The sequence below is a fragment of the Streptomyces sp. NPDC052301 genome, assembly GCF_044593395.1.
Lineage (GTDB): Bacteria > Actinomycetota > Actinomycetes > Streptomycetales > Streptomycetaceae > Streptomyces.
Window position 1 is genome coordinate 193,575 of sequence record NZ_JBIUBE010000008.1, and the last position, 22,285, is coordinate 215,859.

The 22,285-nt window shown below is 71.3% G+C and carries 19 protein-coding genes and 1 tRNA gene; 15 read left to right on the forward strand and 5 right to left on the reverse strand.

Going from position 1 to position 22,285, the window contains the following annotated elements; translation table 11 throughout:
- The first annotated feature begins 44 nt into the window (after window positions 1–44).
- The 5 genes from ACIHEJ_RS23705 (at window position 45) to ACIHEJ_RS23725 (ending at window position 4,105) form a co-directional block, all read left to right on the forward strand.
- Complete coding sequence (locus ACIHEJ_RS23705; RefSeq protein WP_400138470.1) at window positions 45–2,399, forward strand: ATP-dependent DNA helicase UvrD2; 2,355 nt, start codon at window positions 45–47, stop codon at window positions 2,397–2,399.
- Between the two features lie 164 nt (window positions 2,400–2,563).
- Window positions 2,564–2,884: a hypothetical protein gene (locus ACIHEJ_RS23710; protein ID WP_400138471.1), complete on the forward strand. Its 321-nt coding sequence runs from the start codon at window positions 2,564–2,566 to the stop codon at window positions 2,882–2,884.
- Between the two features lie 172 nt (window positions 2,885–3,056).
- A complete protein-coding gene (locus ACIHEJ_RS23715; protein WP_023546912.1) occupies window positions 3,057–3,425 on the forward strand; it encodes a WhiB family transcriptional regulator in 369 nt (122 codons plus the stop codon).
- The gene (locus tag ACIHEJ_RS23720; protein ID WP_400138472.1) at window positions 3,422–3,745 is read left to right on the forward strand and encodes a hypothetical protein; all 324 of its coding nucleotides are present in this window, start codon (window positions 3,422–3,424) and stop codon (window positions 3,743–3,745) included. Before ACIHEJ_RS23715 ends, ACIHEJ_RS23720 begins: the two co-directional genes overlap by 4 nt.
- Before the next feature lie 144 nt (window positions 3,746–3,889).
- Window positions 3,890–4,105 (forward strand): hypothetical protein, encoded by a 216-nt coding sequence (locus tag ACIHEJ_RS23725; protein ID WP_400138473.1) that lies wholly within the window; start codon window positions 3,890–3,892, stop codon window positions 4,103–4,105.
- A 27-nt stretch (window positions 4,106–4,132) separates the two neighbouring features.
- Here the strand turns inward: ACIHEJ_RS23725 and ACIHEJ_RS23730 are convergent, their stop codons facing one another.
- Window positions 4,133–5,515 carry an ABC1 kinase family protein gene (locus ACIHEJ_RS23730; protein WP_400138474.1) on the reverse strand — a complete coding sequence of 461 codons (1,383 nt, stop codon included), beginning with the start codon at window positions 5,513–5,515 and terminating at the stop codon, window positions 4,133–4,135.
- A complete protein-coding gene (locus ACIHEJ_RS23735) occupies window positions 5,508–6,722 on the reverse strand; it encodes a TOMM precursor leader peptide-binding protein (RefSeq protein WP_400138475.1) in 1,215 nt (404 codons plus the stop codon). The genes ACIHEJ_RS23730 and ACIHEJ_RS23735 overlap by 8 nt, the downstream gene beginning before the upstream one ends.
- A 290-nt stretch (window positions 6,723–7,012) precedes the next feature.
- Here ACIHEJ_RS23735 and ACIHEJ_RS23740 point away from each other — a divergent pair, with 290 nt between their 5' ends.
- From ACIHEJ_RS23740 to ACIHEJ_RS23755, 4 genes are all read left to right on the forward strand, one after another.
- Window positions 7,013–7,609 carry a M48 family metallopeptidase gene (locus tag ACIHEJ_RS23740; RefSeq protein WP_400138476.1) on the forward strand — a complete coding sequence of 199 codons (597 nt, stop codon included), beginning with the start codon at window positions 7,013–7,015 and terminating at the stop codon, window positions 7,607–7,609.
- A 147-nt stretch (window positions 7,610–7,756) separates the two neighbouring features.
- Window positions 7,757–9,508 carry a TerD family protein gene (locus ACIHEJ_RS23745; RefSeq protein WP_400138477.1) on the forward strand — a complete coding sequence of 584 codons (1,752 nt, stop codon included), beginning with the start codon at window positions 7,757–7,759 and terminating at the stop codon, window positions 9,506–9,508.
- 12 nt (window positions 9,509–9,520) lie between these two features.
- The gene (locus ACIHEJ_RS23750) at window positions 9,521–10,201 is read left to right on the forward strand and encodes an AIM24 family protein (protein WP_400138479.1); all 681 of its coding nucleotides are present in this window, start codon (window positions 9,521–9,523) and stop codon (window positions 10,199–10,201) included.
- Window positions 10,202–10,218: 17 nt separating this feature from the next.
- Window positions 10,219–10,974, forward strand: a complete 756-nt coding sequence (locus tag ACIHEJ_RS23755; protein ID WP_400138481.1) for an AIM24 family protein — start codon at window positions 10,219–10,221, stop codon at window positions 10,972–10,974.
- Between the two features lie 45 nt (window positions 10,975–11,019).
- Here ACIHEJ_RS23755 and ACIHEJ_RS23760 read toward each other — a convergent pair whose 3' ends face one another.
- Window positions 11,020–11,535: an NUDIX hydrolase gene (locus ACIHEJ_RS23760; protein ID WP_400138483.1), complete on the reverse strand. Its 516-nt coding sequence runs from the start codon at window positions 11,533–11,535 to the stop codon at window positions 11,020–11,022.
- Entirely contained in the window at window positions 11,532–12,947 is a 1,416-nt protein-coding gene (locus ACIHEJ_RS23765; RefSeq protein WP_400138484.1) for a zinc-dependent metalloprotease, read from the reverse strand. Before ACIHEJ_RS23765 ends, ACIHEJ_RS23760 begins: the two co-directional genes overlap by 4 nt.
- Window positions 12,948–13,141: 194 nt before the next feature.
- On the opposite strand from ACIHEJ_RS23765, the gene ACIHEJ_RS23770 reads away from it, so the two are divergent.
- The 3 genes from ACIHEJ_RS23770 to ACIHEJ_RS23780 all read left to right on the forward strand — a co-directional run bounded on the left by ACIHEJ_RS23770 (window position 13,142) and on the right by ACIHEJ_RS23780 (window position 16,350).
- Window positions 13,142–14,254 (forward strand): SDR family oxidoreductase, encoded by a 1,113-nt coding sequence (locus ACIHEJ_RS23770; RefSeq protein WP_400138486.1) that lies wholly within the window; start codon window positions 13,142–13,144, stop codon window positions 14,252–14,254.
- Between the two features lie 118 nt (window positions 14,255–14,372).
- On the forward strand, window positions 14,373–14,831 hold the full coding sequence (locus ACIHEJ_RS23775; protein WP_400138488.1) for a molybdenum cofactor biosynthesis protein MoaE: 459 nt from the start codon (window positions 14,373–14,375) through the stop codon (window positions 14,829–14,831).
- A 421-nt stretch (window positions 14,832–15,252) separates the two neighbouring features.
- Entirely contained in the window at window positions 15,253–16,350 is a 1,098-nt protein-coding gene (locus ACIHEJ_RS23780) for a PDZ domain-containing protein (RefSeq protein ID WP_400138490.1), read from the forward strand.
- A 90-nt stretch (window positions 16,351–16,440) separates the two neighbouring features.
- Here ACIHEJ_RS23780 and ACIHEJ_RS23785 read toward each other — a convergent pair whose 3' ends face one another.
- Entirely contained in the window at window positions 16,441–16,983 is a 543-nt protein-coding gene (locus ACIHEJ_RS23785; protein ID WP_400138492.1) for a PPA1309 family protein, read from the reverse strand.
- 164 nt (window positions 16,984–17,147) lie between these two features.
- Here ACIHEJ_RS23785 and ACIHEJ_RS23790 point away from each other — a divergent pair, with 164 nt between their 5' ends.
- The 3 genes from ACIHEJ_RS23790 to ACIHEJ_RS23800 all read left to right on the forward strand — a co-directional run bounded on the left by ACIHEJ_RS23790 (window position 17,148) and on the right by ACIHEJ_RS23800 (window position 22,209).
- The gene (locus tag ACIHEJ_RS23790; RefSeq protein WP_400138872.1) at window positions 17,148–20,069 is read left to right on the forward strand and encodes a UPF0182 family protein; all 2,922 of its coding nucleotides are present in this window, start codon (window positions 17,148–17,150) and stop codon (window positions 20,067–20,069) included.
- A gap of 41 nt (window positions 20,070–20,110) precedes the next feature.
- Window positions 20,111–20,184, forward strand: a tRNA-Met gene (locus tag ACIHEJ_RS23795).
- A gap of 204 nt (window positions 20,185–20,388) precedes the next feature.
- On the forward strand, window positions 20,389–22,209 hold the full coding sequence (locus ACIHEJ_RS23800) for a sel1 repeat family protein (protein ID WP_400138494.1): 1,821 nt from the start codon (window positions 20,389–20,391) through the stop codon (window positions 22,207–22,209).
- The last annotated feature ends 76 nt before the right edge of the window (window positions 22,210–22,285 follow it).

The following is a 22,285-nucleotide window of genomic DNA, read 5'->3' on the forward strand; positions in this document are numbered from 1 at the left end:
GCTCCTCAGGCAGCTCGGAAAAGTTCGTCCGGGGGAAGAACGTAATGCGACCGGTGCGCCATTCCCGCCCGGGGTATCCACAGGCCGCTGTGATGCCTGCCGCATCAGTACGACTGCGGGTGCCCGCCTGTGGACAACCGGCACGGCAGTCCCGGGCGACCTGGCAGCATGGCGGTGTGACACCAGCAACGCACTCCACCCTCTTCCCGCAGAGCACCGACGGCTCCCCCCATGGGACTACGCCGAACGGGGCCGACGCGGTGCTCGAAGGGCTCGACCCCGAGCAGCGCGAGGTCGCCACCTCTCTGCACGGGCCGGTGTGCGTGCTGGCCGGAGCGGGCACCGGCAAGACCCGGGCGATCACCCACCGCATCGCCTACGGGGTGCGTGCCGGCATTCTGCAGCCCTCCAGCGTGCTCGCCGTCACCTTCACCAACCGCGCCGCCGGAGAGATGCGCGGCCGGCTCCGCCAGCTCGGAGCCCACGGCGTCCAGGCCCGCACCTTCCACTCCGCAGCCCTCCGTCAGCTCCAGTACTTCTGGCCGAAAGCGATCGGTGGGGGCATGCCCCGGCTCATCGACCGCAAGATCCAGCTCGTCGCCGACGCGGCCGCCGCCCTGGGCACCAGGCTCGACCGGGGCGAACTGCGTGACGTCACCGCAGAGATCGAATGGTCCAAGGTCACCCAGACCGTCCCCGCCGACTATCCGTACGCGGCCGCGAAGGCCGGCCGCGAGACCCCCCGCGACCCCGCGGAGATCGCCCACCTCTACGCGGCCTACGAAGACCTCAAGCGCGACCGCGCGGTGATCGACTTCGAGGATGTCCTGCTGCTGACCGTCGCCGTCCTCCAGGACCGGCACGACATCGCCGACCAGGTCCGCGCCCAGTACCAGCACTTCGTCGTGGACGAGTACCAGGACGTCAGCCCCCTGCAGCAGCGGCTGCTGGAGCTGTGGCTCGGCGACCGCGACAACCTGTGCGTCGTCGGCGACGCCAGCCAGACCATCTACTCGTTCACGGGCGCAACGCCCGACCACCTCCTCGACTTCCGTGCGCGGCACCCCGGCGCCACCGTCGTGAAACTGGTCCGCGACTACCGCTCCACCCCTCAGGTGGTTCGCCTGGCCAACGGCCTGCTCGCACAGGCCCGCGGTCGCGCCGCCGACCACCGGCTGGAACTGGTCTCCCAGCGCCCCGCCGGCCCCGAGCCCGTCCACACCGAATACACGGACGAACCCGCCGAGGCCGAGGGCGCCGCCCGCCGCATCCGCGAACTGATCGACGCGGGCGTCCCCGCCGCCGAGATCGCCGTCCTGTTCCGTACCAACGCCCAGTCCGAGACGTACGAACAAGCCCTCGCCGACGCGGGCGTCTCCTACCAGCTGCGCGGGGCCGAGCGCTTCTTCGACCGGCCAGAGGTCCGCAAGGCCGGCATCGCCCTGCGCGGCGCGGCCCGCTTCGGCGGCAACGACTCCCTGCTCGACGACGCCGTGGACCTGCCCTCCCAGGTGCGTGCCGTCCTGTCCGGGGAGGGCTGGACCAGCGAGCCCCCCGCCGGCTCCGGCGCCGTCAGAGAGCGCTGGGAATCCCTGGCCGCCCTGGTCAACCTCGCCCACGACCTCGCCGCGGCAAGGCCCGCAGCCACCCTCGCCGACTTCGTGGCGGAACTGGACGAGCGGGCCAACGCCCAGCACGCCCCCACCGTCCAGGGCGTCACCCTCGCCTCGCTGCACGCCGCCAAGGGTCTGGAATGGGACGTCGTCTTCGTCGTCGGCGTCGCCGAGGGCATGCTGCCCATCACCTACGCCCGGACCGACGAGCAGATCGAGGAGGAGCGCCGCCTGCTCTACGTCGGCGTCACCCGCGCGAGGGAACGGCTCCATCTCTCCTGGTCCCTGTCCCGCTCACCCGGCGGGCGTCCCAACCGCAGACCCAGCCGCTTCCTCGACGGACTGCGTCCCGGCACCACTGCCACCGTGGGCCGCAGCGGCGCCGGCGCCGCCGCGGGCATCGAGCGGGGCGCCGTCGGTGGCACCCCCGTTGTTCCCCGCCGCACCCAGCGCACCCCGGCCCGCTGTCGGGTCTGCGGCCGGACGCTCACCGACGCGGGCGAGATGAAGCTGATGCGCTGCGAGGACTGCCCCTCCGACATGGACGAGCGACTGTACGAGCGGCTGCGCGAGTGGCGGGCGGTCCAGGCCGAACGCAGCGGACAGCCGGACTTCTGCGTCTTCACCGACCGGACGTTGATGGCCATCGCCGAGGCGCGGCCCGAGAGCCCGGCCGAACTCTCCCGCATCCCCGGTGTCCTCAGCCGCAAGCTGCGCAGCTACGGCCCCGACGTACTGGCCATCTGCGCAGGCCAGGAACCCGGCGAGGACGGCGAGGACGACTGATGCGAACTCGTCGAAAAAATAGTTTGCGCATGCCCCGGCAATCCCCATAGGTTCTAGGCACGGAAGCAGCGGCCTTCTCCAAGGCCCAGGTTCCGTGATGTACTTGCACATCCGAACGGACTGGTTCACCCCAGTCCTCGAGACGCCGAGAGGAGGCGAGTCCAGTGATCAGCATCAACACCAGCACCATCAGCACGGCCAAACTGACCGATCGCGCGACCGTCTCCACGTGCATGCTCGGCGCCTCGAACCAGGGCACCGGTCTGTCCGGCATTCGTGCCGTCCGCCCGGCGTCCTCCCTGTCTCTCGCGGGTCTTCCCGTCCGAGAGCGCAATGAGCGACCGACCAAGGCACTGGAAGCAGTAGTGGCACAGGCACATGCCTATGCCTTTGCGGCGGCCGGTGCCGGATTCCGGAAGCAGACGACGCAGCACCACCTGATGTGGGCCTTCCGTGGGCCAGAACCCTGGAGTGATCCAGCCTGATCCGATCAGGCCGGCGCCTTCAGGGCCGCGGAACCCCATCCGGGATCCGCGGCCCTTCTGTTTTCCCCGAACGGGGAGACACAGAGCGAAGGGGCCTCGGGACAGGAAAGAACCCGGTACCAAGCCGACACCCGGTCAACCGGCCGGAACGACCAGACGAGGAAGACCAACCGTGCAACTCGAAGCGCACGCCCCGTCCGTACCGCCTTCGCAAACGATCCCCCCGCCCGGCCTCACGGAGGACTCCACCTTGACCCCCCTCACCGCGCTCACCGCGCTCGACGACGCCATCGAGAACCTCGGCGTACCCGTCCCCTGCCGCTCCTACGACCCGGAGGTCTTCTTCGCGGAGTCGCCGGCGGACGTCGAGTACGCCAAGTCCCTCTGCCGCACCTGCCCGCTGATCGAGGCCTGCCTCGCCGGCGCCAAGGAGCGGCGTGAGCCCTGGGGCGTCTGGGGCGGCGAGCTGTTCGTCCAGGGTGTCGTCGTCGCCCGGAAGCGGCCGCGTGGTCGCCCGCGGAAGAACCCGGTCACGGCATGAACACCGCAGGAACGATCGATCGCCCCCTCACGCACGACCCCAAGAAGCAGGCCCCGATGAAGCCGTCCACCAGCGAGCCCGCAGGTTCCGCGACCTCAGACTTCACCACCACCGGCGCGACCGAAGCGCGTCAGAACAGGACCCGAGAGATGCAACTCATGCAAGAAGCCCTGGCTCGTGCGCATATGCACGAACGGCTCGACGACGCCGTGCGTGAACGCCGGGCCGTCCGCCTCGCGGTCGCCCAGCGGATGCAGCGCCGGGCCGAGCGCGCCTCGCTGCGCGCCCGGCGGGCGCTCGCCATGGCCGTCATGCAGTAACGATCACACCGAGAAGCGGTGGCCTCCCGGCCGAGGGCCGAGGGAGGCGAAGCCTTCCCCGCGGGGGCCGGTCCGGACGAACGGACGGGCCCCCGCGGTGCGTTCTGCACGGCGATCCGCCGCCGGCGGAGTTATCGTCACCAGGTGACGAGTCTTCCCGAAGGAAGCGATCAGGGCGGCTCCACCACGGAGCCGCAGCCGCCCCTCGTGTGCGCCCGCTGCGGCATGCTCGCCGCCGGCCCCCAGCCGGTGACCTGGACCTGTTCCGTGGAGAACGGCACCCGCCAGTACTTCTGCGACGCCTGCGCCCGGGAGAACCTCCGGGCGATCGAGGGGCGCCTGGACTCGGCATGGTGGTGAGAAACCCTTCTCCCCTCCGCCACCGGTTCAGGCCTCCGCCGCCGGCTCCTCACCCGGAGCGTCCTCGAGCGGCTTCTCCTCCAGGGCGAAGCCCGGTAGCCACTCATTCAGTTCCTCCCGGAGCCGTACCGTGGCGCCCAGCTGGCACAGCACACCGATCGTGCTCAGCGTCACCCGGTGGATCAGCAAGTAGGCAGGTGGCAGGTTGAGCCGCTTGCCCAGCTGGTAGGCGGGTGAGCGCGGGTCGGCGATGCGGGCGGCCTGGCTGCGCATCCAGCCGCGGGTGAAGGTGAACTCCTCGACTTGGGCCGGCTCGATGATCGGCAGCAGGTAGTCGAGGACCGCCTCGGGGTCCAGCTCTATGGACTCCTTCACGAACCCTTCCGCGCACAGGAGTTCGTAGACCGTCTCGGCGTCGCCGTCCAGCGTCAACCGCAGCGAGATGCCGATCGGGGCCGGCAGACCACCGGGGAGCCGGTCGACCGTGCCGAAGTCCAGGACGCCGAGGCGCCAGTCGTCCTCGCCGTCCGGGCCGCCGGGCAGCAGCCGGAAGTTGCCCGGATGCGGGTCGGCGTGCAACAGGCCGGTGCGGGCCGGGCCCGAGAAGAGGAAGCGGGCCAGGAGCTGACCGGCCCGGTCGCGCTGTTCCTGGGTGCCGTCCGCGATGATCTCGGACAGCGGGATGCCGTCGATCCACTCGGTCACCAGGATCTGCTCGCACTGGTGCACCACCGCCGGGACCACCACGTCCGGGTCGTCCGCGAACTCGTCCGCGTGCGCAGCCTGGGCCTGGGCCTCCAGGCCGTAGTCCAGCTCCTCGGAGACCCGGTCCTTCAGCTCCGCGATCAGCGGCTTGATGTCCATGCCGGGGATCAGCGGTCCCAACAGCCGGGCGAAGCGGCTCAGTTGGCCGAGGTCGGAGATCAGTGCCTCTCCGGCGCCCGGGTACTGCACCTTGACCGCGACCTCACGGCCGTCGTGCCACACCGCCCGGTGCACCTGGCCGATCGAGGCCGCGGCCGCCGGCTTGTCCTCGAACTCCTCGAACAGGTCGTGCCAGTCCGGTCCCAGCCGCTCCTCGAGCACCGCGTGCACCGTGCGGGTCGGCATCGGCGGTGCCGCCTCCTGCAGCTTGGTCAGGGCCGTGCGATAGGGGCCGGCGATCTCCTCGGGCAGCGCGGACTCGAAGACGGACAGGGCCTGCCCGAACTTCATGGCCCCGCCTTTCAGCTCACCGAGCACCTTGAACAGTTGCTCCGCCGTCCGCTGTTGCAGCTCACGGCCGACGATCTCCGCGGACTCGCCCACGATCCGTTTGCCCAGCCCCCAGGTCGCCCGGCCGGCGATGCCGAGCGGGAGCGCAGCGAGCTTGGCGGTCCGGGTGACCGCCTTGCGGGGAAGATCAGACATGCGCCCTCCAAGTCCCAGTCGGCCGCGCCGCGCCCGCTCCGCGTCGTCGCTCCGTCGACGGCCGTTGCACCGCCATTGTCTCGCGTGGCTCCCCATCGGTTGAGGAGTGCTCCCCCTTACCTCTCTCCGCCGCACCGCAGCCGCATGCCGGGTGCGGCCAGACCGGGCGGGCGTGCCAGGTCAGGCCCGGTACGGACACCTCCCAGCGGGCTCCCGTGCTGGACGGCGACTCCCCGTCGAGGAAGGCCAGCGCGTGTGCCGCGGCCAGTCCGGCGACCGCCGTGGCCAGCGTCAGATCGCAGGCCCCGACCCGGCGGGCCCTGCCGGAGCGCCACTGGGTGATCAGCCGGGGCCAGGCCGGGTCCCGGTCCGTGCGGTCCTCGTGCAGACAGCCGGCGCAGCTCGACTCGCCGGGCAGGACGAGCGGGCCGACGACGCCCGTGCCCTCCACGACGCCGGCGTACAGATGCGGTGTGCCGGAGGCCATGAGCGGCTCGGCGGTGAACGGGTCCGGTGCGTGCACGGCCACGTCGTCCCGGGGCGCGAGGATCACCAGGGACAGGCCGGGCTCCGTGGCGCCGGACCCGGGGGAGTGGGCATGGCGTGGGGGCCGGTCCGGTGCCGCGCGGCGGACGGCGGCCCGCGCCGCCGTGTCCCGCCGCTCGCCGAGCGACTCGGCGGGCAGCCCGCCCGGGGCCACGTCCCACGGTTCGACGCGGCCCACGTCCCGTACGTCGACCTCGCCGACGCCCGCGCCGGAGAGCACCGACGCCACCAGGGCGCCGACCCGCCCCGCGCCACGCACCTGCACCCGAAGGGCACGGCGGGCGGCGAGCCGGGCGAGCGCGCCGCCCGGCTCGCGGGTGGTCAGGGACAGGGAGGCGAGGTCGGGGCGCAGCCGCTGCAGGACCTCCTTCTTCTCCCGCAGCGCGTCCGCGGCAGGCCCGCCGCCGCGGGCGTCGTCGACGAGGCCCGCGTGGGCCAGCCGGTCCACGAGTGCGTCGACATGGCCGTCCGGCAGGTTCATGCGGCGGGCCTCCTCGCGCAGCAGGGGCAGGCCCCGGGTGCCGTTGAGCAGCTCCAGGAAGCCGCCGGTGGCCGTGGACATGGGCCCCAGGGCGAGCGCGTGCGCCGGGGTCATCCCGAACTGCACGGTGTTGAGATCGCGCCAGCCGCGCCGCAGCGCGGGCTTCACCGTCGGATGCATGGCAGGCCCCCGTAGCCGAAGATCCCTGGACGCCCGGTCGAGTCCCTGGACGTCCCTGTCCGCCGGTGGAGCCGGTCGTGCTCCGCCGACGCCTGCCAGCATGCCCGGTCGGTGCGCCGGGGGCGGGGAGTTATCCACAGACGAGTGGTGTTTGTCGTACAAATCATGGCGACATAAGGAGCATATCGGACCGATTTGCCGGTCCTACAAATCAAACGCACGGTGGGGCGTCGGTATCGATCGGTCCCGGAGCCGGGACTTTGCCCCTGCGCAGCGGGTAACGTCGGGGCGTGCCCGCCGACCCACTGCACCGCGCCGGAAAGCCACAGCGCAGCACGACGAGCCAGCCGCCCGCAGCCTCGCGGGCGAGCGCGATCGAGGTCCGCAGGAGTTCCCGGCGCCGCCGGACGGTCTCCGCGTACCGCGAGGGTGATCGCACCGTCGTGCTGATCCCCGCCCGGATGTCGAAGGCGGAGGAGCAGCGCTGGGTCACCGTCATGCTCGACAAGCTCGCCGCCCAGGAGAGCCGGCGGAAGCTGGGCGATGCCGAGCTGACCGAGCGTGCGGAGCGGCTGTCGGCCCAGTACTTCGACGGCCGGGCCCGGCCCGCCTCGGTGCGCTGGGTCACCAACCAGAACACCCGCTGGGGTTCGTGCACCCCGGCCGAGGGCAGCATCCGGCTCTCGCACCGGCTCCAGGGCATGCCCGAGTACGTCGTCGACTACGTCCTCTGCCACGAGCTGGCTCATCTCCTGGTACCCGGTCACGGCCCGGACTTCTGGCGGCTGCTGGAGGCCTATCCGCGCACCGAGCGGGCCCGCGGCTACCTCGAGGGGGTCGTAGCCGCCGAACGGCTGCCCCAGGTGCCCGGCGTGCGCGACGAGTGAGTGCCCCGGCCGATGAGCCCGCGGGTGCGGCCGGGCGCGGTTGTGTACCGGGTCTGTACCGACCCGGCCCGACGGGAGGCGATGTCGGCCTTTGCCGTTAGCCTGGCGCGACGCACTTACATTCGGGATGGGGGACGGTCGTAACGCATGGCCAGGGAATTCCAACGCGGCCACAAGGCCAGGATCAGTGACCTCACGGCGGGCACGGATCTGTACGTAGGCGTGCAGATCGCGGCCCCCGGACTGACCTTCGACATCAGCTGCTTCGGTCTGGACGCCGACGAGCGCCTCTCGGACGACCGGTACTTCGTCTTCTTCAACCAGCCGAAGTCGCCGGAGGAGTCCATCCAGCTGCTGGGTGCGCAGGCGGGCGACACGGAGTCGTTCCGGATCACGCTGGACCGCATCCCGTCGCAGATCCGCAAGCTGTCCTTCACGGCGACCCTCGACGGCGCCGGGCAGATGTCGCAGATCGGTCCCGGACACCTGCGCATCGTGGCGGGCGGTGAGGAGGTCGCCCGGTACTCCTTCAGCGGTGCGGAGTTCTCCACCGAGCGCGCCGTGATGGTCGGCGACATCTACTTCAAGGACGGGTGGCGGTTCGCCGCGGTCGGCCAGGGCTTCGACGGCGGTCTCGAGGCGCTGCTGAAGAACTTCGGCGGCGAGGTGCTGGAGGAGGAGGCGCCCGCCGCCCCGCAGCCGCCGCAGACCGGGTCCGCGCCCGGCTTCGCCCCGCCCGCCCAGGCCACGGCCCCGCCCGCGTTCGGCGTCCCCGCCGCCCCCGAGCCCGCCCCGGCGCCGGCCCCCGCACCGCAGCCCGCCGCCCAGGGCTTCGCCCCGCCGTCCGGCGCCACGCCCCCGCAGGGCTTCACACCGCCCGGCCAGACCCCGCCTTCGGCACCGGCGCCGGCCCCGGCGCCGAACGTGCACGCGGCGCCGACGGTCATCGCGCCCCTGGCCCCGCCGGCCGGCGGCACCGTGCCGCCGCCGTCCCCGGCCCCCGCGCCGCCCTACGACCAGCCGCAGTACGGCGGTCGGCCACCCCAGCAGCCGTACGGCCAGCAGCCCCAGCAGCCGCCCTACGGCGGTCAGCCGAGCGCGCCGATGCCCCCGGGGTACGGCCAGCAGCCGCCCTCCTACGGCGGTCAGCCCACCCCGCCCATGCCGCCCGGCTACGGACAGGTGCCGGGCCAGCAGCCCGCCGGCTACGGGGTGCCCCAGGGCGCCCCGCAAGGCGGTGCCGGTGTGACGGCTGCGCTCCAGGCGTTCAAGGAGACGCCCACCGGGCAGCGCTGGACCCAGCAGAACAAGAAGCTCATCCGCGTCGATCTCGGCATCGGCGGCCAGCCCGTGCTCGCCAAGCAGGGCAGCATGGTGCTCTACCAGGGCAAGGTCGACTTCAGCTACAAGGGCGCCGGATTCGCCGGGCGGATCGTCGGCAGCGCCACCGGCCAGGAGATGCAGCTGATGCGCTGCACCGGCCAGGGCCAGGTGTTCCTCGCCGAGAACTCCACCCAGTTGCACCCCGTCGAGCTGCAGGGCGACGCGATCTGCGTGTCCGCGGAGAACGTCCTCGCCTTCGACGAGACCCTGCAGTACGAGGTCCGCCGGATCGAGGGCCACGGCATCCCCGGTGGCGCGCTGTTCACGATGCAGTTCCAGGGCACCGGCACGATCGTCGTCAAGACGCACGGCACGCCCGTGGTGCTGCCGGTCACGCCGACCACCTTCGCCGACTGCAACGCCGTCGTCGCCTGGTCGGCCGCCTCCCAGGTGATCGTCTCCAGCCAGGTCCGGATGCGCCGCAACGCCTACCCGGGCGACACCGGCGAGAGCGTCAACCTCCAGTTCCGGGGCGCTCCCGGCAACTTCATCGTCGTCCAGCCGTACGAGGTCTAGAGGGAGCCCGTCATGAACCAGCCAATCGCGGGCTACGCCCCCGCACCCGTCACCGCCCGCATGGAGAACCATGGCCACCACATGCTGAAGGTGGCCATGCAGACCGGGAACGACCTCCTCGCGCGCGTGGGGTCGATGGTCGCCTACGAAGGCTTCGTCCAGTACGAGCCCAACCCGCCGGCCGTCCGCCAGATCGCCCGCGACTGGATCACCGGTGAGGGCGCGCCCCTGATGAAGTGTTCCGGTGACGGCCTGCTCTACCTCGCCGACTACGGCGCGAACGTCGTCGTGATCAACCTCAACGGCGACGGCATCTCGGTCAACGCCACCAATCTGCTCGCCTTCGACGCCCATCTGACGTGGGGCGTCGAGCGGGTCAAGGGGCTCGCGAAGTTCGCCGGGCAGGGCCTGTGGAACACGAAGATCTCCGGGCAGGGCTGGGTGGCCCTGACCTCCCGGGGCGAGCCGATCGTCGTCGACTGCGGCGGCGGTGAGGACGAGACGTACGTCGACCCGGACGCGCTCGTGGCCTGGTCGCCGAACCTGAAGGTGAAGGGCAAGCGCAGCTTCAAGGCGCAGTCGCTGATCGGCCGGGGCAGCGGCGAGGCCTACCAGATGGCCTTCTCCGGTCAGGGCATCGTCGTCGTCCAGCCCAGTGAGGACAGCACCGACCGCATCCGGATCCGGGGCTGAGGGGGAGCCAGAAAGCCATGCAGAGCCCGCTTTTCGCATACAACGACGTCCAGACGCAGGAGCGCTGGGCGTTGCAGAACGCGCAGCTGCTCCGGGTCACCCTGGAGGGGCACGACGACATCCTCGCCCGCAAGGGCACCATGGTCGCCTACCAGGGCCTGGTCGAGTTCGACGCCGAGTACCGCAGCAACAACCAGGCACGCGCGCGTGCGTACACCGGCGAGGGCCTGGACCTGATGCGCTGTCACGGCCAGGGCACGGTCTACCTCGCCAACCTCGCCCAGCACGTGCACATCATGGACGTCGAGCAGGACGGGCTGACCGTCGACAGCTCCTACGTCCTCGCCATGGACTCCTCGCTGCACTACGAGGTCGTCGCCGTCGACAGCCTCTACGGCATCTCCGGCTCCGGGAAGTACCAGCTGAACATCACCGGACGCGGCAGGGTCGCCCTGATGACCTCGGGCGCCCCGCTGCTGATGCAGGTCACGCCGGACAAGTACGTCAACTGCGACGCGGACGCGATCGTGGCCTGGTCCACCGGGCTGCGGGTGCAGATGCAGGCGCAGACGCACTCCTCCGGGGTGTGGCGCCGGCGCGGCAACACCGGGGAGGGCTGGGAGCTGAGCTTCATGGGCTCCGGGTTCGCGCTGGTGCAGCCCAGCGAGCTGCTGCCGCCGCAGAACGCGGTGATCGGGCAGGGCCTCGCCGCCCAGTTCGGCATGGGGCAGCACGGGGCGCGCGGCCAGAACCAGGGCAACGTCTGGAGCTGAGGTCGAGATGAGGGGTGACCGTGAACGCGGTCACCCCTCACCCGCTCACAGCCGGGCGAGCGTCGCTTCCACCAGCCGTACGACCGATTTGTCGGCTACGTCCGCCACCTCGTCGTAGCCGAACCAGCGCAGGTCCAGCGACTCGTCGCTGATCGCCGCCACGGCCCCGCGCGGGGCGAGGGCGGCGTACTGCACGTCCAGGTGCCAGGCGCAGGGTGTGCGGTGCCGGTCGAGACGGACCGGGGCGCTCTGCAGCAGGCGCAGCGAGGAGATGCCGGACTCCTCCGCGGCCTCGCGGAGCGCGGCACCCGCGAGCGTGCTGTCGCTCGGCTCGCAGTGCCCGCCCATCTGAAGCCACATGCGCAGCTTCTTGTGGAGCGTGAGCAGGACCCGCCCGTGCTCCGGGTCGATCACCAGGGCGCTCGCCGTGATGTGCCCTTCCGCGCAGCTCTTCCACATCCCGCCGGGATGAGCGTCCAGGTGGTCCAGATAGACCTGACGAAGATCTTGCTGGTCCTGGTACTGCTCCAGCACCCGGACCGCGTCGCCGTGAAGAGTCACTCGGAGTCGTCGTCCTTCTCCGGCTTGCCGGCGGAGCCGCCCGCCGCCTCGCCGAGCATCTTGTCGAGTTCGGAGAAGTCCATCTGCTCGCGGTGCACGAAGCCGTCCGGGTCGTCCAGGTCGGTCGCGGTCGGCAGCATGTCCGGGTGGGCCCACAGGCCGTCCCGGCCGTCCACCCCGCGCGCGTCCGTGAGCGAGGCCCACAGCCGGGAGGCGTCCCGCAGCCGGCGCGGGCGCAGCTCCAGGCCGATCAGCGTGGCGAACGTCTGCTCCGCCGGGCCGCCGGTCGCGCGACGCCGGCGCAGCGTCTCGCGCAGGGCGTCGGCGGACGACAGGCGCGGCTTCGCGGCGGCGTGGACCACCGCGTCCACCCAGCCCTCCACGAGCGCCAGAGCGGTCTCCAGACGGGCCAGGGCGGCCTTCTGCTCGGGCGTGTCCTCCGGCTGGAACATGCCCTGCTGGAGCGCGTCCTGCAGCTGCTCGGGATTCTGCGGGTCGAACTGGCCGACCACGTCCTCCAGCTTGGCCGTGTCGACCTTGATGCCGCGCGCGTAGCCGTCGACCGCGCCGAACAGGTGCGAGCGCAGCCACGGCACGTGCGAGAACAGACGCTGGTGGGCCGCCTCGCGCAGCGCCAGGTACAGCCGCACCTCCTCCTGCGGCACGCCGAGGTCCTTGCCGAACACCTCCACGTTGACCGGGAGCAGGGCGGCCTTCCCGGCCGGGCCCAGCGGCAGGCCGATGTCGGTGGAGCCGACGACCTCGCCCGCGAGCACGCCGACGGCCTGCCCGATCTGCGTGCCGAACATGGCGCCGCCCATCGAACGCATCATGCCGATCAGCGGGCCCGCCATGGCCTGCATCTCCTCCGGCAGGACGTCGCCCATCGCCGCGCCGACACGCTCGGCGACCGGGTCGACCAGCTCCTGCCAGGCGGGCAGGGTCGCCTCGACCCACTCCGCGCGGGACCAGGCCACCGCCGAGGCGGAGCCCGACGGCAGGGACGTCGCGTCGTCCAGCCACAGGTCGGCCAGGCGGACGGCCTCCTCGACCGCCTTGCGCTCGGCCGGGCCGACGCTCGCGTCCTTCGTGCCGTCCTGGGTGCCCTGCGCGACCGTCTGGCGAGCGATCTGCTTGGCCATGTCCCAGTTCACCGGGCCGCCCTCGTAGGAGAGCATCTGGCCCAGCTGCTGGAACGCGGCGCCCAGGTCGGTGGGGTTCAGCGAGCCGAACATGGCTGCGAGCGGATTGTCGGCTCCGGGGCCGCCAAAGCCTCCGGCACCGGGCGCCCCGAAGCCGAACGGGTTGGCCGGTCCCTGCCCACCACCGCTCTGCTGGTCCTTCTTCTTGCCCTCGTCGCCGTCCTCCGGCTCCTCCGGCGGAAGGCCGAAACCGAATGGGGTGTCACTCACGGGATTCCTCGGCTGGTAGGGCCACCGGTCTCTCTCCGGCGGCGCGGCTGTGCCCGACAACACCACCCAGCGTAGACACCCGGACCCGATCGGGCCTCGGTGCTTCGCCTACGGAAGGCCTGCGGCAGGATGGATGCACCTGGTACGTACGCGTCACTCGCGCTCGTATGGATGACAACCGCTGGAGACGCCCGGTGAGTTCCCCAGATCCGCAGGTTCGCGCAGCGCGAAACCTCTCAACCCCTCCCGCCGTACGCGGCCCCGTCGTCGCCGTCACCGGTGCCGCCACCGGGGTGGGCGCCCTGCTCACCGAGCGGCTCGCCGCCTCCGAGGCGGTCAAGCAGGTCGTCGCCATCGACGAACGGCGTGGGGAGTGCGCCGACGCCCAGTGGCACATCCTCGACGTCCGCGACCCCGCGATCGCGGACAAGCTGCGGGGCGCCGACGTGGTCGTGCACCTCGCGCTCGATCTCGACCTGGAGACCGATCCCGCCGCGCGGACCGCTTACAACGTCCGGGGGACCCAGACCGTGCTGACCGCCGCCGCGGCGGCCGGCGTGCACCGCGTGGTGCTGTGCACCTCGGCGATGGTCTACGGCGCGCTGCCGGACAACGAACTGCCCCTGTCGGAGGACGCCGAGCTGCGGGCGACCGCCGAGGCGACCGGGGTCGGGGACCTGCTGGAGATCGAGCGGCTGGCCCGGCGGGCCCCGCGGGCGCATCCGGGGCTGAACGTCACCGTGGTACGTCCTGCGGTGCTGGTGGGCGGCACCGACACCGCGCTGACCAGGTATTTCGAGTCGCCTCGGCTGCTGGTCGTGGCCGGGTCGCGGCCCGCGTGGCAGTTCTGTCATGTCGAGGACCTGTGCAGCGCGCTCGAGTACGCCGTGCTGGAGAAGGTCGACGGGGAGCTGGCCGTCGGCTGTGACGGGTGGCTGGAGCAGGAGGAGGTCGAGGAGCTGAGCGGGATCCGGCGCATGGAGCTGCCGTCGGCGGTCGCGCTCGGCGCGGCGGCCCGGCTGCACCGGATCGGGCTCACACCGTCTCCGGCGGGCGACCTGGCCTACACGATGTATCCCTGGGTGGTCAGCGGCAGCCGGCTGCACGACGCCGGGTGGCGGCCGCTGTGGACCAACGAGGAGGTGCTCGCGGAGCTGCTGGAGGAGGTGTCCGGGCGGCACACGGTGGCCGGGCGGCGGCTGGGGCGCAAGGACGCGACGGCGGCGGGGGCCGCGGGTGCGACCGTGGCCCTGCTGGGCGCGGCGGCCGTCGTACGGCGGGCCCGGAAGGCCCGGCGGCGCCTGTAGCCACCTCCCGGGGGACATGGGCCGCACGGCGCCTGTAGAAGCCTCCAAAGCGCCCCGCGCGCGTGACTGGTGAAACTCGCATTCCGTGCCGTCACACGCGTGCGGCACGATAGAGGGCATGGCACACACGCACGAGCACCCCGGCGAGCAGGCGGCCCAGGATCCCATCAAGCTGATCGGTGTCCGGGAGACCGCGCTCTCCGTGGACGAGGTGTTCCGGGCCGTCGGGGACGACGCGGCCGGGGGCGTGGCGCTGTTCGTGGGGACCGTGCGGAACCACGACGGCGGCGCCGACGTGGACGCGCTCGGGTACTCCTGCCACCCCAGCGCCGAGGCGGAGATGCGACGGATCGCCGAGAAGGTGGTCGCCGACTACCCGGTCCGCGCGCTGGCCGCCGTGCACCGGGTCGGGGATCTCGCGGTCGGCGATCTCGCGGTGGTCGTCGGCGTGGCCTGCCCGCACCGGGCCGAGGCCTTCGAGGCCTGCCGCAAGCTCATCGACGACCTCAAGCACGAGGTGCCCATCTGGAAGCACCAGAGGTTCTCCGACGGCACCGAGGACTGGGTCGGCGCGTAACGCCGTCGTGCAGGGGTGGCGGTCGGGCGACGGGAGGGCGGGTGGGTGCCTGCTGACGCGGGCGCCTGATGTCCGTCACTTGGAGCACACCGGACCCCCGGGTTGCGTAACCGGGACCCTCGCGTGAGCGTTGTCAGTGCGGATGGTTAATCTGCTGATCAGTCAGTTGCGGACGCTCATGGCCTTGGGAGGTCGGCATGGGGGCGCTTGTCTGGCTGCTGATTCCGCTTGTGGCTGCGATCGGCGGCGGACTGTGGGGCAGTTGGGCCAATCGGACCCGGAAGATACGCTGTGACGGCCCCGAGCTGGACGGATACGCCCGATTCCGCGCCGCCATGGAGAAGCCGGACTCGGGCGCGCGCGGCGTCTGACGGGGGTGCCCTGACGGTGCGCTGACAGACGCGTCCCGTACTGTCGAGTCATGCCACGCCGCACCGCGACGATGCTCGCCTCCACCCTGATGCTGATCGCGCTCCTGTGCGCGGGAGTGCTCATCCCCGTGCCGTACGCGGAGATGTCTCCCGGCCCGACCGTGAACACGCTGGAGGAGCACGACGGCGAGCCGGTGCTGCAGATCTCCGGGCACAAGACCTACCCGACCGACGGCCACCTGAACATGACCACTGTCCGGGTGACCAGCGCGGACTTCCGGATGAACCTGGTGGAGGCGGTCTACGGCTGGCTGGCGCACGACAGCAAGATCGTCCCGCACGACACGCTGTACCCGGACGGCAAGACCGAGGAGCAGTCCACCCAGGAGAACGCCGAGGAGTTCAGCCAGTCCCAGGAGAGCGCGAAGGTCGCCGCGCTGAAGGAACTGGGCGTCCCGGTGAAGTCCTGGGTGATCGTCTCCACCGTCCTCAAGGACTCCCCGGCCGAGGGCCGGCTGCACGCCGGTGACGTGATCAAGGCCGTGGACGGCGCGGCGGTCAAGCAGCCCTCCGACGTCGCCAAGCTCGTGACCAAGCACAAGCCCGGGCAGAACGTCGTCTTCACCGTCGTCCCGGCCAAGGAGCAGGCCGCCGCGGAGAAGGAGCACCGGACGGCGACCACGACGCAGAACGTCACCCTCACGACGAGGACGTCCGACGACAGCGGGGCGAAGCGGGCCATCGTCGGGATCTCCGCCGGGACCGACCACACCTTCCCGTTCACCATCGACATCAAGCTCGCCGACGTCGGCGGGCCCAGCGCCGGTCTGATGTTCGCCCTCGGCATCTACGACAAGCTCACCCCGGGAAGCCTCACCGGTGGAAAGTTCGTCGCAGGCACCGGCACCATCGACGACAACGGCACGGTCGGGCCGATCGGCGGCATCGAGATGAAGACCGTCGGCGCGCGCGACAAGGGCGCCCAGTACTTCCTGACGCCGGCCGACAACTGCGCCGCCGCCGCCAAGGACACCCCGAGCGGGCTCACGCTGGTCAAGGTCAAGACGATCGCGGACGCGCTCGACGCGCTGAAGGACATCCGCACGGGGGACACCGGCGCGCTGCCCAAGTGCACCAGCAAGGGCTGAGCCGGCCGTGACACGGCCGGGGGCGCTCCTGGCGACCAGGGGCGCCCCCGGCGCCGTACCGCAGGACGTCGGTCCGCCGTGGGCGTGCCGTCAGTCCGCGAAGGTGGCCGACAGCGCCTCCGCCAGCCCGGGGACCAGGTCGGGGCCGGTCAGGACCTCCGTCGGGGAGTCCTTCTCGCGCAGGCGCAGTGCCGCCTCGCGGCTGCCGTCGCGCAGCACCGCGACGGTCATCCGCACCTCCTGGCGCTCGGGGTGCTCGGCCACCCACCGGGCCAGCTTCGCCTCGCTCAGGTTCTGCGGAACCTGTGTCTCGGCGGACGGGGGCAGCATGAGGCGCTCCACGGTGAGCGCGCAGCCGGCCACCGCGTCGGGCCAGGCGATGGTGCCGAGGAACTCGTCGAGCGGCTTGCCGGACGGGATCTCCTCCTGCTCGATCGGGGTGAGACCGACGGTCTCGGACTCGTCCTCGAGGCCCAGCTGGGCCGCGAGCGCGGGTTCCTGAGCCCGCAGCCGTGCGGTGTCGACGAGGGCGAAGAGGCGAGCGGGCTGGTCCCAGCCGAGGCCGGAGACGTACTCGTCGATCTCGAGTACGGCCCGGGTGAGCGGGCTCGCTGCCATGGGAGTGTTGGACATGGTCACAATCCTGCCTCGTTCCCGGCCCGAATCGGGAACCGAGCAAAGCGTGAGTAAGTTGCATAGGTGTTGGCCCGCGATCACGGGGGGCCACGGAGGGCTCACGAACACGAGGGCCTGACGGATCGACAGCGAACTTCGAGGTGCGCACCTTGGCTTTCCAGATGCCGGACCGCGGCGGAGGCCCGACGGGGCCACGGATGAGAGCGGGCCGCCCGTCCCGGCGAGTCCGGGTCCTGCTGATGACGCTGGGCGTCCTTGCCGTCCTCGGCATGGCGTTCACCATGTTCGCGGGCTTCTGGACGGACTGGCTGTGGTACCGGTCGGTGCACTACTCGTCCGTGTTCACGACCACCCTGTCGACCAAGATCGGGCTGTTCTTCGTCTTCGGCCTGCTGATGGCGGTGGCGGTCGGGGTCAACATCTGGCTCGCGCACCGGCTGCGGCCCCCGCTGAGCGCCATGTCCATGGAGCAGCAGAGCCTCGACCGGTACCGGATGGGCATCGCGCCGTACAAGAAGTGGCTGCTGCTCGCCGTCACCGCGCTGGTCGGGCTGATCGCCGGCGCCTCGGCGGCCGGACAGTGGCGGACCTGGCTGATGTGGGTCAACGGCGTCCCCTTCCACCAGAAGGACCCGCAGTTCCACCTCGACGTCTCCTTCTACGCCTTCGACCTGCCCTGGTACCGCTTCCTGCTGGGCTTCGGCTTCGCCGCCGCCATCCTGTGCCTGATCGCCGCCGCCCTCACCCACTACCTGTACGGCGGGCTGCGCGTCACCAGCCCGGGCGCGCGCGCCACCGCCGCCGCGACCGGACACCTGTCGGTGCTGCTCGGCATCTTCGTGGCCCTCAAGGCGGTCGCGTACTGGCTCGACCGGTACGGCCTGGCGGTGAAGTCCAGCGACTTCAAGGCGACCGGCCAGTGGACCGGCCTGCGCTACGTCGACGCCAACGCCTACCTGCCGGCGAAGACCATCCTGTTCTGCATCGCCGTCATCTGCGCGCTGCTGTTCTTCGCCACCCTGTGGCGGCGCACCTGGCAGCTGCCCGTCATCGGTTTCGGCCTGATGGTCCTGTCGGCGATCCTGATCGGCGGCCTGTACCCGGCGATCGTGCAGAAGTTCCAGGTCCAGCCCAACGAGCAGGCCAAGGAAGCCCCGTACGTCCAGAAGAACCTCAAGGCGACCCGCGAGGCGTACGGCATCGACGACACCAAGGTCACCGAGTACTCCGGTCAGTCCACGACGAAGGACAAGACCACGCTGCGCGACGACGCGAACGACGCGGCGAGCATCCGGATCATGGACCCGAACATCGTCTCGCCGACGTTCCAGCAGCTGCAGCAGATGCGGAAGTACTACGGGTTCCCCACCAACCTGGACGTCGACCGGTACCCCACCAAGGACGGCAAGGAGCAGGACACGGTCGTCGGCCTGCGCGAGCTGAACCTGGACGGCGTGCCGAACAACAACTGGATCAACGACCACTTCCGCTACACGCACGGTTACGGCGTGGTCGCCGCCAAGGGCACCGAGGCCGCCGACGGCCAGCCGGTCTTCACCGAGTACAACCTGCCGTCCAAGGGTGACCTCGGCACCTACGAGCAGCGGGTCTACTACGGCGAGAAGACCACCACCTACTCCATCGTCGGCGGTCCCCAGAAGGAGATCGACTACTCCGACGACCGCGGTGAGCAGTCCACCAGCTACCGCGGCAAGAGCGGGGTCAACCTGGACAACCCGCTCAACCGTGCCGCGTACGCGGTCGCGTTCAACGAACCGCAGATCCTGTACTCGGGCGCGATCGGCAAGGGCTCGCGGATCCTGTACAACCGCACGCCCAAGGCGCGCGTCGAGGCGGTCGCCCCCTGGCTGACCATCGACGGAGACGCCTACCCGGCCGTCGTCAAGGGCCGCATCCAGTGGATCGTCGACGCCTACACGACGTCGAACGGCTACCCGTACTCGTCCCGTACGACCCTCGGCGACACGACGGCCGACTCGCTGACCGCCACCAACAACTCGCGCTCGGTGGTGGCCCAGCAGAACCAGGTCAACTACATCCGCAACTCGGTGAAGGCGACCGTCGACGCGTACACCGGTGAGGTCAAGCTCTACCAGTGGGACACCGAGGACCCGGTGCTGAAGACCTGGATGAAGGCCTTCCCCGGCACGGTGCAGCCGAGGAACGCGATCTCCGACGACCTGATGGCCCATCTGCGGTATCCGCAGGACCTGTTCAAGGTCCAGCGCGAGCTGCTCACCCGCTACCACGTGACGGACGCACAGACGTTCCTCACCGGCAGCGAGGTGTGGCAGGTGCCGGACGACCCGACCAATCAGTCGGGCAATGCGGTACCGCCGTACTACCTGAGCATGAAGATGCCCGACCAGAGCAAGCAGGCGTTCTCGTTGTCGACGACGTTCACGCCCAACGGCCGGGACAACCTGAGCGCGTTCATGACGGTCGACGCCGAGGCGGGCACCGGTGACTACGGCAAGGTCAGAATCCTGAAACTGCCGACCAGCACGACGGTCGACGGACCCAAACAGGTGCAGAGCCAGTTCAACTCGGAGCAGGACATCGCCGCGGCGATCAAACTCCTCAAGGGCGGCGACTCCGAGGTCGAGTACGGCAATCTGCTGACCGTGCCGCTGGACGGCGGCCTGCTCTACGTGGAGCCGGTCTACGTACGCGGCGGCGGGCTGAAGTACCCGTTGCTGCGCAAGGTGTTGGTCACCTACGAGGGCAAGACCGCCTTCGAGAACACGCTCGGTGAGGCGCTCGACAAGGTCTTCGGCGCCACGGGTTCGACCACCACGCCCCCGGACACCGGCACCACCAATCCGCCCACGTCCAGTGATCCGACCGTCCAACAGGCCCTGGCCGACGCGCAGAAGGCCTTCGACGCCGGCCAGCAGGCCCTGCAGGGTCCGAACGGGCCGGACTGGACCGCGTACGACAAGGCGCAGAAGGACCTGAAGGCCGCGCTGAAGCGGGCCGCGGACGCGGAGGACAAGGCCGGCCGGTCAGGCCGGTCCGGTCAGCAGGGCGGCGGCAAGAACGGGAGCGGGAAGAAGAGCTGATCAAGTACACCCCGTGTCGTGGTACGGTTGCCGGGCAACGGCGCGGGGTGGAGCAGCTCGGTAGCTCGCTGGGCTCATAACCCAGAGGTCGCAGGTTCAAATCCTGTCCCCGCTACTGCGATCGAAGGCCCGGATCCGAAAGGATCCGGGCCTTCGTGGTGTGCGAACTCATGTACTGAGGGGAGGGACGGCCGCGCCGCCGTGGGGAGTTGGGTGGGGTGTGTTTGACTTGTCGTCCTGTGGGCATGTCGACAAAACGCTGAAGTGACCTCACGGGCTGCGGTATACCGGGTGTACCCAGGTTGCAGGTGGTGCGACGATGGACGTTATGGGGGACAAGGCAACTCTGTTCGGGACAGGGCGATTTGTGGGGTCCTCGGAGGATTCCGGGGAGGAGACGTCCCGTGACGAACGGGACGACATGGGGGATGCCGCCGAGGAACTGCGGCTGCGCCTCGCGTCGGAGACCGGCGACGCCGAGGCCATGAGCGTCCTCGGGGCCATGCTGCTGCGCCGCGGCGACCTCGACGGAGCCGAGCCCCATCTGCGGGCCGCCACCGCGGCCGGTGACCGGGCCGCCGCCAACAACCTGGGTGTCCTTCTGCATCAGCGCGGCTACGCCGAGGAGGCAGCCGGCTGGTGGCGCATCGCCGCCGTCGCCGGGTCCGCCCCCGCCGCGCACGCGCTGGGCCGCCACCACCGCGAGCGCGGGGACGAGCCCGCCGCGGAGTACTGGCTGCGCCAGTCCGCCGAGCAGGGGCACGCCCTCGGTGCCTACGCGCTCGCCGACCTGCTGGAGCACCGCGGGGACGTCGGCGCCGAGCACTGGATGCGGGCCGCCGCGGAGCGGGGCCATCGCGAGGCCGCCTACCGGCTGGCGCGCGCCATCGACCGCACGGCCGGGCACGGGGAGGAGAGCGGCGCCGACAACGCTGTCGCGGAGGCCGAACAGTGGTACCGGCAGGCCGCCGCACGCGGTCACCGGCGGGCCGCGCTGCACCTCGGCGCGATCCTGGAGAGGCGGGGGGAGCTGAAGGAGGCCGGGCGCTGGTACCTGACCTCCGCCAAGGACGGAGAGCCCCGGGCCGCCTGCGCGCTCGGCTTCCTGTTGCGGGACGCGGGCGACACCGAGAGCGCGGCCGTCTGGTGGCTGCGTGCAGCCCAGGACGGCGACGGCAACGCGGCCAACGCGCTCGGCGCGCTGCACGCCGAGCGCGGGGAGACCCAGACGGCCGAGCGCTGGTACAGGGCCGCGCTGGACGCCGGAGACGACAACGGCGCGTACAACCTCGGACTGCTCTGCGCCGAGCAGGGCCGGACCGCGCAGGCCGAGCAGTGGTACCGGCGGGCGGCCTACGCCGGGCACCGGGAGGCGGCGAACGCCCTCGCCATCCTGCTGCTCCAGGGCGGTGACACGACCGGGGCGGAGCCGTGGTTCTCCAAGGCCGCCGAGGCCGGCAGCGTCGACGCGGCGTTCAACCTCGGCATCCTGTACGCCGGGCGGGGCGCGGACGAGATGGCGCTGCGCTGGTACGAGCGGGCCGCTGCCGCCGGACACACCGAGGCCGCCCTGCAGGTCGGGATCGCCCGGCTGCGCGAGCGTGACGAGCCGGAGGCCGAGCGGCACCTGCGGTGTGCGGCGGGCGGCGGCAGCGCGGAGGCCGCCTACCGGCTGGCCACCCTCCTCGACGCGCGCCGCCCTCCGGAGCCCGCGCACGAGCTGGGCGAGGTCGTGCACGAGAAGACCGAGTGCGAGGAGTGGTACGAGCGGGCCGCCACCCAGGGGCACCGGCGGGCGCAGGTGCGGGTCGGCATGCTGGCCGCCGCGCGCGGTGACGTGGTCGAGGCGGCGCGGTGGTACCGGACGGCGGCGGAGGCCGGGTCGCGCAACGGCGCCTTCAACCTGGGGCTGCTGCTCGCCCGGGAGGGGAGCGAGCCGGAGGCGGCGGTGTGGTGGACCCGGGCCGCCGACGCCGGGCATGGGCGGGCGGCGCTCCGGCTGGCCCTCTTCTACGCGCGTCGCGGCGAGCTGGCGGAGGGGCAGAAGTGGGCCGGCCGGGCGGCGGAGCTGGGACCGGCGGAGGTGGCCGAGCGGGCGGGGCGGCTGCGGGACGCGCTGCGGGAGGAACTCACCGCGTGACACCGCGGAAGTGGCCCTGGTCACTCGGCCCCTAACCGATTTGCTTCCGTCGGCTCCTCTCACGTAATGTCGTGTT